The organism is Nocardiopsis ganjiahuensis DSM 45031 (assembly GCF_000341085.1).
Classification (GTDB): Bacteria; Actinomycetota; Actinomycetes; order Streptosporangiales; family Streptosporangiaceae; genus Nocardiopsis; species Nocardiopsis ganjiahuensis.
This window is the reverse complement of the sequence record NZ_ANBA01000001.1, coordinates 140,023-152,181: the sequence shown is the minus strand read 5'-3', so window position 1 is coordinate 152,181 and position 12,159 is coordinate 140,023. Positions and strand designations below refer to the sequence as shown.

The following is a 12,159-nucleotide window of genomic DNA, read 5'->3' as shown; positions in this document are numbered from 1 at the left end:
GTGACGGGAACGGAGATGGCAACGGTGACGGGAACGGTGACGGGAACGGAGATGGCAACGGTGACGGGAACGGAGATGGGAACGGAGATGGCAACGGAGATGGCAACGGTGACGGATACGTGAACGGATACTAATGTGAATTCGCACTCGAGGAGGGAGAGCTTCGATTCCAAGCTTCCCTTGGGCTCGAAACGAGAGCCTCCTCGGATTCACCAGTGAACCGAGCGACCTATGAGTCTGGCCGCTTCACCCTTGGGGTGGAGCGGCCAGACCGTGTTCGGTCAAGACCGCGGCATGTACCGTGATGCCGATGGAAGGTGTAAGAACCAGTGGGGCGGCATTGCTGTCGATGTGCAGGCCGTCCGACTGGGTTGCTCCGCCGGACTTCGAGCAATGAAAGCGATACGCCACCTGCATATCGGGCGTTGGGCGAGCATCGTTGGACACACCTGCGGAGAGGGATGCACCGCGGTGGCTCCGGGCCCCAGTGCTTGGGAAGGCGAACCTGTCTGGAAGGCTGGTGATTCGCATACCGCCTGGGTGAGGAGCCCTTTTAACTGGGACACAGGTACCAGCGACCAGGAGTACCTACTCAAGCCGGACGTCACGATTGCGATGACCCTAGAGAGTGGTGATGGCGAGACGGCGGAGTACACGTGGTCGGATGAGCCTTGGCCTCAGACTGTGGGCCTTGAATACGTTCGCTGCGACACCAAGGGTCATGACCGCAGGGGCTGGGAGAATACCGGTTGTGTCTTCCTTAACTCGCCGCCCACTTACTCCTTCAACTCTGAGAATTACCCGCAGGCCGCTGCTCATGCCTGGCTGATCCAGAACATGACACCTAATCGTCCTGGAAAACGATACGGCGGAACTTCCGGGAAGCCCATGTACTTCATGGAAGACCAAAGCCAAAGCAACAGGAGTCGAGGGCGAGTATGCCCCGGAGGTTGGGCAGCCGACCACGGTGATGAAAGTGCCCTGGATGAGGGTGATCCGGGATTGAACTGCGACGAGTTCGCCTTTGCATCCACCTATAACAGTGGCGGTATGTCCCAGGCTGAAGGAGGACTGAACGAAGCAGTCCTTCCGGGTGGCCGCGCCCCTAACGGTAGTGCCTGCATTCAAACCTTCGCCAAGGAACATGAGGGCGACATCCATCTGTACAACATCGACGGCATGATCCCTGACTTCACCGAAGTTTGTGGGTGCTCCGCGATGTCCGGACGCCAAAACCAGGAGTCGATGAGTGTCTTCCCTCAGTTCAGGGCGGCAGTGTGACTCGCGGACAGTGATGCGTACTGGGTGGACTCTCGTATGAGCGGTGACTGCCGTTATACAGCGGGCGGTGCTCCTGTGGAGCCTGTCATCTGCGAGATGAGCACCCCCTGATCTAATAATGGCTAACGTTTGGGAGGGGTGCACTTTGGCGCCCCTCCCAAGCATGAGTTTAGAACGCGGGAGGAAAAATGGCCAGGGGGAGGTTGCCAGCTTCAACTTCGCATTGACTGATCTCCAGTTCGCAGTAGTTTCCTACTGCGGTGAAGATCCTCGGTAGAAGATCATCCATATACTCTTCCCAGTATATCAATACCTCTTCTTTCGGAGAGTCTTGAACCGAAGGGTAAATCGCTCCAGCGGAGCGAAGTGCCTCATCAAAATCTGGATGCCCGGTAAGGGCGCCCCACTCTACGTCGGAAGTCTGACCCTCGGGTGTGACGTGTGAAACGTAAGGTGGTGGATCATCTTCCCTCTGGGTTACACAGATGATCTCTACTCCATCCAGTTTTTTTCGCCTTTGGGGATTGAATATTTGTGCGTACCAAGTGGCGTCGGGTGGGGTTTCTAGAACATACACCCACTCCCTTTGGGTTCCGTACATGGCGAAAGAGTCGAAGGTCGCGGTGCTTTTCTTTTTGCGATCTTTGAAGAGGGTTCCTTTGTCGAGGTCCTCTGCGTGTGCTCCGAGGCTGATGAGGAACTCTCTTGCGCTGATGCCGCGGGCAACCGTGAGGGAAATTCCCTCCCGCATCCCCGGGAGGCCAGGGGTCCGGGGCACCAGATTATGCTCTCCGATCCAATGGATTCCATTGCTCATACGACCAAGCTAGTAGCTGAAGGCCGGGATTGGCCAGCGGAGGTGGCTTGTCCAATTTTAGGCAGCCTGCAGGCTCCGAGATGCGTCTGTCAGGGCGGGTTGGGGTGCAGGGAGACAAGCTGGCTTTAGAGCTCATCTCCTTTAGGGAGTTGGCAATAGCAGATCAGTGTGCAGGGGATGCCGGCGAAGGCCAGGAAGTAAGCTTTGTGCTCGTAGCGGTACTGCAGGCGTCGGTATCCGGCCAGCTAGGCCATGGTGCGCTCGACCTGCTACCGGTGCTGGCCCAATCGTTTCCAGGACTCCGCGCCTTTGCGGGGCGGGCGGTGGACGGTTCCTCGTTCTCGGAGTCAGTGGTGCAGGTGGGCGTAGGCGTAGCTCTTGTCGCCGTGCAGCTCGATCGGTTTGCGCCGTTGGGGTCCGCGGCGTGGGCGGATCGGAGGAATCGCTGCCACCAGGGGGAACAGGGTTTGGCTGTCGGGGGTGTTGGCTCGGAGGTCGCCACAGCCAGGAGCAGGCTCGCCCGGTCGGCGATCAGGTGGATCTTCGCCCCCTTCTTGCCCCGATCGACAGGACTTGGGCCCGTCAGATTCCCCTTCGAGGACGGGCAGTTGACCGAGTCGATGGCGCACCGCGACCAGCTCAGCTCACCGTGGAAACCGGGTTCGTCCAGCACGAGCCGGTGGGGCTTGGTCCACAACCGGGCCTGGAGCCACTCGGTGAAGCGGAGGTGTGCGGTGGGGCCGGACGGACCGAACACCGGCGGGAGCAGGGCCCAGGTACAGCCGGTGGTGGCCACGGAGAGGAGCGTGGCCAAGACCTGGCAGTCGCCGTCTGCGCCGCCCGCTGTGCTGGGGGTCGTGCGGGTGGCTCGGGTACCACTCGTTGGAACAGTTCCCACAGCTCGTCCGGCACCAGCCGTTCCACCATCGCCCCCGGTCAGGCTACCGAGAACCCAGATGAGATGGGCTCTAAGGCGCTTCACCGCCCACGTCTCTTAGTGCACGTATCGAACGATGCTCGCGTATGTGATCGAAGCCACGGCGGCCCTGATGCGCGGGGCTGCGCCCGTCAGCGGGCCGGTGGACGTATGTCCGGCCCTGTGGGCCCCTGGGGTGGGGGAGGGGTGGTCGTGGGCGGACGTGGCGGTGTGGGGCCGGGTTCGTCCCCGCCGTTGTTGGTAGGGGGCGAGTAGGGTTTGAGATGGGCTTTCTCAGTCCGATGGGGGTGTTTCGACTGAGGTCGGACTGAAGAGCACGTATGGAGCACACAAGCCCCGAAAACGCCGCGAGGACCTCTTCCGAGGTCCTCGCGCACCCCTCCTGACCTGGGGTTTTGTGGCGCACCCGGCAGGATTCGAACCTGCGACCGTCGGATTAGAAGTTCCATGGTCGCGTACCGTCACGAGTCACTACGTACCGTTGCGTCCCGCGCCATCCGAATCAGGATGCCGTTCTGTGCCGCGTCGTGCTGCCCGGGGACGTCCCGGTCCAGAACTGCGGAGCACAAACGGAGCACACACCGATCCTCGGCGGCGTCCGATGGCACCTCACGAGGTCTTTGAGGGTGTTCCAGAGCCGGAAGTGGCCGGGGACGTGATCGTGGCGACTGACGGTCACCCGTTCTGGGTTCCGGATCTGGGCCTGTGGGTGGATGCGGTCGACCTGGCCCCGGGCATGTGGCTGCAGACCTCCTCCGGCACCTGGGTACAGGTCAGCGCGGTCCAGGCCCGGACCCAGAGCGCGACGGTTCATAACCTGACCGTGCAGGGCGTCCACACCTACCACGTGGCCATGGACTCGGTGGATGTTCTCAACCACAACTGTGGTGGCGGGGCAACTGTATATCGTGGAGTTTCGGAAAAAGCGGACAAACAGGCGGTGCAAATCCGGCTTTCGAGGATGCGGTCAACGGAGTTGCAAATCCTAGGGGTGGCAACTCAGATCCTCAGGCACATCATCTAGGTAACACTAACAATGAATACACAAGTTGGACGACCAGCCCGAGAGTTGCTTTGACCGCTGCTAATATGAATGGGGGTACTGGTGCTGTCCTCAGGTCGAGGATTCCCGCGGGGAGGGATCACGTTCATTCAAATGATCAACCGTGGGTGGAGCTTGAGGGAGAGTGCGAGGTTATAATCAAGGGACCCATGTCTGGCGAAGTCGGTGTGGCCTGGTCGGGCATGTCCCCGGGAGATATTAATTTTCGTTAGCCGCTAGGCGCCAGTGCCTGTTCTTGGTGGAGGGTTTATATTTTTAATATTTCTCGCGACAGGGTGATTTGCATGCTGAAGAAAAGACCTTGTCGATCTTTGGAGGACATTCCGGAGGAAGTCTTGGATAACGCATGCTGGGATCCTGGTGCGTCCTTCAGGGTGTTTGTGTCACCCAGCTTCAGGCTTTTGGATATCCATAGATCCAGGTATTCAAGTTATCCTGAGCTTGCTCGGGAGAGGTTTGGGTGGATGGGGTTCTTTGAGGCTCTTGAAAACAAGGATGAGTGTGGCCTTTTTGCCATCAGGTCCTCTGAATGGAGGATGATGATTCTCACTGATGGTCGGGGTGGGAAAATTGAGGCTGCAATAGTTGGCCCGCCCAAGTCTTTCATTTGGCCTGAAGGGGCATCTAGACTTTGATCGGTATCCTGGTATTTTGAATTTAGAATTGTCGGATGAAGTGGCTGGGTGCGCTAGGTGGTTCGCTGGTTGTCGTGTCTCGGGGTCTGCTGGGTGTGGAGGTGTCCTGAGTTCTATGAGATCGAGGCCTACGGTTCGGGCTGGTGCTCAGAAATGGGATTATAATCCCAAGTCGGAAAACCCTCAGCGAAAAGAGGGGATTTTTCAAGGATGGGATATGACTTCAGGTTCGGTCGATTGGGGGGCCTCGTCGGCGAATTATGCGATTAACTTCGCTAGCGGCGCTACGTTCGGAGGGCCCAAGCCGTACAACAACCCATTTTCAAGGAATTAATTTTGTCTGAGGGTGTAGAGGTTTTTCGGGGTAGGGGGAGTCTGTTTCTGGGGGTGTTTCTGAGCTTCTCTCTGTGGTTTCTATTTGCGCTGGCGGTGATTGGTGAGGGTTTTGGATTAGAGGGGGTCCTAGTTATCTCCAGTGTCTTTGCCCTGGCTTTTTGGTTTGAGTTGAAGGTCGTGTATTGGAGAAATGTTTCAATCGAAGGGGGTTATCTTGTTACTCGAGGCTACCTGACGAGGACTGCGGTTCCGGTGTCTCGGATCGGGCGAATTTGGGTGAGTGGTGGAGTTCTGCTGATTGAACTCGAAGATGGGGAGATGCTTAATATTCCGGCGTTCCAGGGATCTGTGGTTTCTTCTATTCTTGGAAGTCCAAGTGCCTCTCGTGCTGCTGAAAGAATAAATGAACATCGTGAATATTGGACTTCAAGGTGGAGTGGCGGCGATGGTGGAAGAATTGATTCCCTCCATTTGAACCTAGTGTCCGTGCCAGTCATTTGGGTTGTTTCATTTTTTGTTTACTGGGCTTTGAGTGGTTTTACTACTGATCTTTGATTATGCGGTTGACGGGTGTGTTTCGTGCCGGGTGTGGCGGAGGCCGTGGTGCATGTCGGTATCGCCTCCCGTCACTCACCTTCTCTGGCACTCAGGGTGAGACTGGGGTTGGAGGTGGTGGTGATGTTCGGTTCGGGTTCGGTGTTCAAGCGGTGCGGGTGCCGGGTGGCCGGGTCTTCGAGCAGGTTGGGAAGTGGTTGTCCGCGGTTGCGGTGTCGTGGGCATGGGAGCTGGTACTTCTCGCTGGAGTCGGAGCGGGCCGCGGGTGGTCGGTGTCGGGTGCGGCGGGGCGGGTTCGTTTCCCGTGAGGCCGCGCGTGCTGCTCTGCGCAGGGCCCGAGGCGATGAGGCTGGGACTGGGGAGCCGGTGGTGTGGACGGTGGCGGCCTGGTTGCAGCACTGGCTGGACGGGCGGAGCCGGTTGCGTGCGCGCACCCGGGTGAGCTATCAGGAGCACATCGACCGCTTCCTCGTCCCGCATCTGGGGGAGGCGGTGTTGGCGGAGTTGACGCCCGCCCGGGTGCAGCGGGCCTTCGAGGGCATCGCCGAACACGTCACGCCCCGGGGTGGGCGGGTGGCTGGGGCGACGGTGCAGCGGGTTGCGGGCCACGTTGCGGGCGGCGTTGAACACCGCCGTGCGCGAGCGACTGTTGCCTTCCAACCCGGCGAACGGGTTGCGGTTGGAGGGAGGGCAGAGCGCGCGGCCGGTGGTGTGGACCGAGCAGGCCATCGCGGACTGGCACAACAACGGTGTGCGGCCGGCGGTGGCGGTGTGGACGGTCGAGCACACCCGCGCTTTCCTGGACCACGTGTGCGGCGACCGGTTGTACGCCTTGTTTCACCTGGCGGTGATGACCGGGCTGCGCCGCGGCGAGATCGTAGGGCTTCGGTGGGAGGATGTCGACCTGGAGCGGGGGCGGTGCGGGTGGTGCGCCAGCTCCAGGCCCACTGCGGTGCGGGGTTGGTGGAGGTGGCACCCAAGAGTATGGCGAGTCGGCGCACGCTGATGGTGGACCACACCACGGTCGGTGTGCTGCGTCGTCACCGGTGGCGTCAACAACAGGAAGCTGAAGAGCACGGCCGGGTGTGGGACCGGGGCGGGTACGTGTTCACGGCGATCGGTGGCGGGGTGCTGGCGCCGGAGCGGCTCTCACGCCTGTTTCGGAAGCTGAACACCTCCAGCGAGTTGCCGCCGGTGCGATTGCACGACCTTCGTCATGGTGTGGCGACGTTGGCGTTGGCGGCCGGGGTGGAGCTGAAGGTGGTCCAGGCGATGCTGGGGCACGCGAGCATTGTGCTGACCGCGGACACCTACTCCAGCGTGCTTCCGCAGGTGGCGCGGGAAGCAGCGGAACGCACGGCGTCGCTGGTGTTACGGGATGCCGGTCGGGTTCGCCGACAGGTGCGGAGCAGGCCTGGTCAGCGGGGTTCGGTGCCGGTCCCACCCGGGACCCACCGTGGACCCACCACACGAACAGCGAGGCTGCCCCATGTTCAGGTAAGGCTGTGACCTGGGGTTTTGTGGCGCACCCGGCAGGATTCGAACCTGCGACCGTCGGATGAGAAGCGCGTACCGTCAGGTGCCACTACGTACCGTTCCGTCCCGCACCATCCAAATCGTGATGCCGTCCTGTGCCGCGTCGTGCTGCCCGGTGGCGTCCCGGTCCAAAACTGCGGAGCACAAACGGAGCACACACCGGCCCCGGCGACGTCCGATGGCACCTCGCGGTGTTCTCAACATTGGGATCCTTTCCAGGGGTCGTGGCGCTGGCTCGTGGATGTGACGCCACCGGGCTGTGGTCTGCACCTTGAGGGCGAAAAAGGTGCACTCCAGTGGGTGGGTAACGTCCAGGGAGCGGGCAGTGCCCGGATTGACAACGTGCCGTGGTGATCGGAAGGGGAGGCGCTGTGTCGTGGGTCAGCCGGATCGCCGATGCCGTCGAGTGGTGGTCGATAGACGTCGACATCGCGTGGGAGGTGATCGAGGCGCGGCTGGGTACGGCGCTTCCCGCCGACTACAAGGAGCTCTGCCGGTGTTTCGGCGCGGGTGAGTTCAGCGAGTATCTGCATGTGTACGGTGCGACGGGAGGCGCCGACTCGCAGGTGGTGGACAAGTTGGCGTCGTTGTGGCGGACACTGGAGAAATATCCGCTCACGCGGGACAGCTTCGATCCGTATGGTCTCTACCGTCCGGGTGGGGCGGGTCTGATCCCCTGGGCCATGTCGGTGACGGCCGTCGAGTTCTGCTGGGCCGCCGACGCCGAGGTGCCACCGGAAGATTGGCCAGTGGTGGCACGGGAGGAGGACGGACCTTGGCAGTGCTTGCCGATATCCGCCTCGGAGTGCCTCTTCCGAGTCTTGACCGACGTCACCTTCGAGGATTTCACCATCGCCCACCTGGTAGAACGTCCATCCTTCACACCGTATGCGTCGTAGTCTCGGGCATCGACCAGGCCGTGCGCTGCGACTCCTCTCGGTGATGCCGAATTCTCCGCTTACGTGGCTGGTGGTCGGCTCAGCTCTCGCGAGGTCGGACGCCGACGGGGTGGGCGGAGCGGGCATGGAGCGGCCGCAGGCAAGTCTCATGGCCGACTTGGGTCAGGAACAACGGGCGACCCTGATCCGTGTCCTGCGTCGGGGTGTTTCGTGCCGGATGTGGTGGAGGCTGCGGCATGCGGGATCGCCTCCCGTCCGTCACTCGTGTGAACCTGGAGGCCGTTGAAGGCGATGTCGGGTCAGACCGGCGCCATGCCGCCGAAGGCGGCTGAGCGGACGGCGTGGCTGGTCCCGCCAGCGGGGTTCGAGGACGACTTCTACGGGCAGTAGGCCGGGTCAACAGAAGACGAAGCGTTGATTCTTCGCCTTCAATGAACCCAGCACGAAACACCACCCCGGACACGCTCCTTACCGACACCCCGATATGCGAGCGGCGGCTGAGGCCTGGGTGACCGGTTCCGGCAAGAAGTACAACTGGGGCAGGGATCCTTGGGATCATCTACTCCCGACCGATCCCAACCCCCTTGGAAGCGGTGCCATGACCGACCCCCTACTCGACGGTGACCCTGCCCAGGTCGGCCCTTACACGTTGCACGCACGCCTGGGCGGCGGCGGCATGGGACAGGTGTTCCTGGGCCGCTCCCCGGGCGGACACACCGTCGCAGTCAAGGTCGTGCGCCCCGAACTCGCCCAGGACCCCGACTTTCGGCGCCGCTTCGCCACCGAAGTCGCCGCCGCACGCAAAGTGGGCGGATTCTACACCGCCCAGGTCGTGGACGCCGACACCGACGCAACCGCGCCCTGGCTGGCCACCGCCTACATCCCCGGACCCACCCTGCACCGCGCCGTGGCCGACCGGGGCCCCCTGCCGACCGATTCAGTGACCGTGCTCGGAGCCGGCCTGGCCGAAGGACTCGCGGCCGTGCACGCCCAAGGGCTGGTGCACCGCGACCTCAAACCCGCCAACGTCCTACTCGCCGCGGACGGGCCCCGGGTGATCGACTTCGGTATCGCCCGCGCCCTGGACTCCACCTCCCACACCCACTCCTCCACGGTTCTGGGCACCGCAGCGTTCATGTCCCCCGAACAGGCCAGGGCCGAGAAGGTCGGTCCGGCCTCGGACGTGTTCTCGCTGGGGTGCGTGCTCACTTTCGCCGCCACCGGTCGCAGCCCCTTCGGGGAGGGCCCGAGCCACGCGGTGGGCTTCCGGGTCGTGCACGAGGAACCCGATCTGGCCGGCCTCCCCGCACCCCTGGTCGACCTGGTAAGGGCTTGTCTGGCCAAAGCCTCTGGCTCCCGGCCGGGGGTGGAGGAGGTGATGGCGGCCCTGGCCGCCGGGGCCCCGTCCCGGCCCGGCGACGGGCAATGGCTGCCCCCGGACATCACCGAGGCACTGTCCCGGCACACGCTCGCCTACACGCGGGTCCAGGCGCCGCAGACACCGCCTGCCGAGATGAAGAGAGCCGCCCCCGAGAGGCCGCCGCTGTCCCCCGAGCGAGTCCCGGCCAAGCCCACGGACGCCGAGTTGGTCATCGGCAACCTCACCCTGAACCCGCTGGCGGTCCTGGTGGACGGAGCTGAAATGGGTACCGTCCCGGCAGGCGAACGCGGAAGTTTCCCCGTCGAGTCGGGCAAGCACACCGTGCAGGTCGGTTCCGGTGAGCAACACAGCATGGTGCGCCGCATCGGCATCGAACCGCGTGGCACCACGCGAATGGCCTTCGACGTCGGAACTGGAAGTAATACCCAGCCAGAACCGGTGGAGGAGGTGGTATTCAAAGGACGCCGGGGAGTGGCAGATATTCTCGTAGTGATCCTCGTCCTAGCTGGCATTGTGTTCCTCGGCTTAGTCATCAGTCGCGTCGCGGATCTCATCTTTCCCTGGCTGGGTGGACTGTCCCTAGTCGGCACGGTCGGCGTGGCCATCTGGATGGCTGGCGCCACGGTTTTCGAGGGGCCCCCGAGTCTTGGTTTGCGCGACAGCGAACTGACGGCTGGGGCGGAGAAGGGGCCAGGAAAGCTGGCGGCCTCTTGGCAGGACCTGACCCAGGTCAGCATGGTCGGTGAGGGAAGCACTGCCCGGCTCGTGGTCTGGACCCGCAAAGTCCTCCCCAAGTTCACCTCGCTCGAGGACTTTCAGGGGGGAAAGGTCGTGTGCGTCGCCAAGGAAGTAGGTGTCGCAAAGCATCACGACACCGAGCGCCTGCGTGCGGCGCTGCGGTGGTTCGCCGATGACCTGTGGGTCGAACAGCCGCCCGCTCCGTGAGCTCCGAGCGCAGCCTGGGATCAGATTTTCGAGTCTGCGGCCGGGGTTCCTGACTCCGCATAAGAGCTCATCTCAAAAGCCATCGACATGCTGGGCCAGGTGCTTGTAGCAGATGAGGATGCAGGCGATGCCGAGCATGGCCAGGAAGGTGGAGGTATTGCGCTCCCATCGCACGTTCAGCCTGCGCTAGGAGCCCAGCCAGGCGATCGAGCGCTCGATCTTGTACCGGTGCTGTCTTGTACCGAGGTTGGTGAAGGCTCTGGTGTGTGCCGGGATCGCCTCCCGTCACTCGGCGCGATGGAGGCTGATCACCTGTAGATGTACCAGAGGCTGGCGGCACCCCCGGTCTGCAAGGAGTTGTGGCGGTAGGGCCGGAGCGGCCCTGCGGACGGAGTTCGGAAGCCAGCTCTGGAACGCTTGAGGGCCCAGACTCGCTTGGGGCGCCAGGTCGTGGCGCCCCCATCCTGTTCTATACTTCAGGCTTGTTCGTGGGGAAGGCGAGCTCGATCCAACTCTCGACCAGACCCATCAGGGCTTGCTCGCGCTTCTGGTCAGTCGTCGGCTCCTCACAACCCACCAGCGACCGCACCCACCGCTCCTCGTCGGCACGAGCGACCTCGTCGTAGAGCGCTTGTGGATCCTGCATGCTCACTTCCCTCCCGTTCACTCCCGCAGGAGCCTCTGGAGTGCCTCGAGGGCACGCCTGTGGTGCTGACGCACCGTGCTTTCCTGCCTGCCGGTGACCTGCGCGATCTCGGCGTAGGAAAATCCCTCGTCGCTGCGCATCACAAATGCTTCCCGATGAGCCTGTGGCAGCTTCTGCAGAGCCTCGAGCAGCCGCCGCCCGTCCTCTTGGAACAGGACCCGGCTCTCGGGCTGGGAGCGCCAGCAGGCGTCGGCGACCAGCACCCCCAGCTCGGTGATGTCGTCGCTGTGCCTGCGGACCGCACCATCGTGAAGAAGTGGTTGCGCGCAGTCCGCATCAGGTATGCGGGGAAATTCTCCACCCGGCGTTCTTTGGACAGGATCGACGCCACCGCTTCCTGCATGGCGTCTTCAGCCTCCTGCTGGTTGGCTCCCAGGCCCCGCAGCGTACGGAACACCCGAGGGGTGCACTGGGCGATCTCCCTTACGACCTGCTTGCGGTCGGGTTCGCCGGGATGAGACTGCTTCACGTTCAGCTCCACTCGATGTCGGAACGCCCCGAGTCCGCCTCGACGTTGACTGCCCGTCGATCCTTCGCGTCTGTGTGAAGGAGGGGTCGTTCCACCGCGAGCTAGCCCGTTGGGGTCTCCAGGAGGAGCCCATGCGGGCCGGCTTGTGTAGTCGCGGTTTTGTATTGAGTTGCTGTCATGAGCGCTCCCATAGGTGAATGGGGCGGGTTCCTGTTCCCGCCCGTGCATGACTGGGACGCAACACCCGCCCGATCCGTGACAGCACCAGGCGAGTGATGTGGGTCACTTCAGTCGCGGTGTCACGATCGGGTGGATTTGGCACTCTTGCCGCTAGGTGACAGAGACGGAGGAACTGGGTGCAGGTGGAAACCATTCAGGTGGTCGGTGCGGTACTGGTCTGCCCGCTGTTGCTGCTGGCGCGGGTCGTCGTTCGGGCATGGGTGGAGGAGCGGCGGCTCAAACACCGTCTGCAGATCACCCGTTCCCTGACCGAGGGCAGCACGCTGAGCGAACGGCTTCCCGACGGCACCAACGTGCGCATCACGCTCGGCATGTCGAACCGCATCACCGCTAAGACCAAATCCGCGCGGTGAGCCGCG

General features: G+C 62.6%; 11 protein-coding genes, 1 tRNA gene and 2 pseudogenes. 8 read left to right on the top strand and 6 right to left on the bottom strand.

The window, feature by feature from the left end; translation table 11 throughout:
* Positions 1-231 precede the first annotated feature (231 nt).
* Complete coding sequence (locus D458_RS36185) at positions 232-1,281, top strand: hypothetical protein (RefSeq protein WP_152521017.1); 1,050 nt, start codon at positions 232-234, stop codon at positions 1,279-1,281.
* Positions 1,282-1,450: 169 nt separating this feature from the next.
* On the opposite strand, the gene D458_RS35160 is transcribed toward D458_RS36185, so the two are convergent.
* Positions 1,451-2,098, bottom strand: a complete 648-nt coding sequence (locus tag D458_RS35160) for a hypothetical protein (protein ID WP_239647859.1) — start codon at positions 2,096-2,098, stop codon at positions 1,451-1,453.
* Between the two features lie 125 nt (positions 2,099-2,223).
* Positions 2,224-3,025 (bottom strand): annotated as a pseudogene (locus D458_RS35155) (IS5 family transposase).
* A 611-nt stretch (positions 3,026-3,636) separates the two neighbouring features.
* On the opposite strand from D458_RS35155, the gene D458_RS37325 reads away from it, so the two are divergent.
* The 4 genes from D458_RS37325 to D458_RS37320 all read left to right on the top strand — a co-directional run bounded on the left by D458_RS37325 (position 3,637) and on the right by D458_RS37320 (position 7,133).
* The gene (locus tag D458_RS37325) at positions 3,637-4,059 is read left to right on the top strand and encodes a polymorphic toxin-type HINT domain-containing protein (protein WP_017584781.1); all 423 of its coding nucleotides are present in this window, start codon (positions 3,637-3,639) and stop codon (positions 4,057-4,059) included.
* Positions 4,060-5,069: 1,010 nt separating this feature from the next.
* Entirely contained in the window at positions 5,070-5,624 is a 555-nt protein-coding gene (locus tag D458_RS36180) for a hypothetical protein (protein WP_152521016.1), read from the top strand.
* 850 nt (positions 5,625-6,474) lie between these two features.
* Positions 6,475-6,630, top strand: coding sequence for a hypothetical protein (locus D458_RS38130; protein ID WP_394296570.1), 156 nt, complete (start codon positions 6,475-6,477; stop codon positions 6,628-6,630).
* Positions 6,609-7,133: a site-specific integrase gene (locus tag D458_RS37320; protein ID WP_239647858.1), complete on the top strand. Its 525-nt coding sequence runs from the start codon at positions 6,609-6,611 to the stop codon at positions 7,131-7,133. Before D458_RS38130 ends, D458_RS37320 begins: the two co-directional genes overlap by 22 nt.
* 12 nt (positions 7,134-7,145) lie before the next feature.
* On the opposite strand, the gene D458_RS36175 is transcribed toward D458_RS37320, so the two are convergent.
* Positions 7,146-7,207 (bottom strand) — tRNA-OTHER (locus D458_RS36175).
* A 324-nt stretch (positions 7,208-7,531) separates the two neighbouring features.
* On the opposite strand from D458_RS36175, the gene D458_RS0100585 reads away from it, so the two are divergent.
* A complete protein-coding gene (locus tag D458_RS0100585; protein WP_017584780.1) occupies positions 7,532-8,059 on the top strand; it encodes an SMI1/KNR4 family protein in 528 nt (175 codons plus the stop codon).
* Positions 8,060-8,657: 598 nt separating this feature from the next.
* Entirely contained in the window at positions 8,658-10,385 is a 1,728-nt protein-coding gene (locus D458_RS34710) for a serine/threonine-protein kinase (protein WP_051049551.1), read from the top strand.
* 469 nt (positions 10,386-10,854) lie between these two features.
* Here D458_RS34710 and D458_RS36660 read toward each other — a convergent pair whose 3' ends face one another.
* The 3 genes and pseudogenes from D458_RS36660 to D458_RS38125 all read right to left on the bottom strand — a co-directional run.
* Positions 10,855-11,031, bottom strand: coding sequence for a hypothetical protein (locus tag D458_RS36660; RefSeq protein ID WP_017584777.1), 177 nt, complete (start codon positions 11,029-11,031; stop codon positions 10,855-10,857).
* 17 nt (positions 11,032-11,048) lie between these two features.
* Positions 11,049-11,294, bottom strand: a complete 246-nt coding sequence (locus tag D458_RS37315) for an RNA polymerase sigma factor (RefSeq protein WP_017584776.1) — start codon at positions 11,292-11,294, stop codon at positions 11,049-11,051.
* A 41-nt stretch (positions 11,295-11,335) separates the two neighbouring features.
* Positions 11,336-11,788: pseudogene (locus D458_RS38125) on the bottom strand (RNA polymerase sigma factor); the annotation flags it as partial.
* Between the two features lie 128 nt (positions 11,789-11,916).
* Between D458_RS38125 and D458_RS0100560 the strand changes: the two are divergent.
* Positions 11,917-12,153: a hypothetical protein gene (locus D458_RS0100560; protein WP_017584775.1), complete on the top strand. Its 237-nt coding sequence runs from the start codon at positions 11,917-11,919 to the stop codon at positions 12,151-12,153.
* Positions 12,154-12,159: the final 6 nt, after the last annotated feature.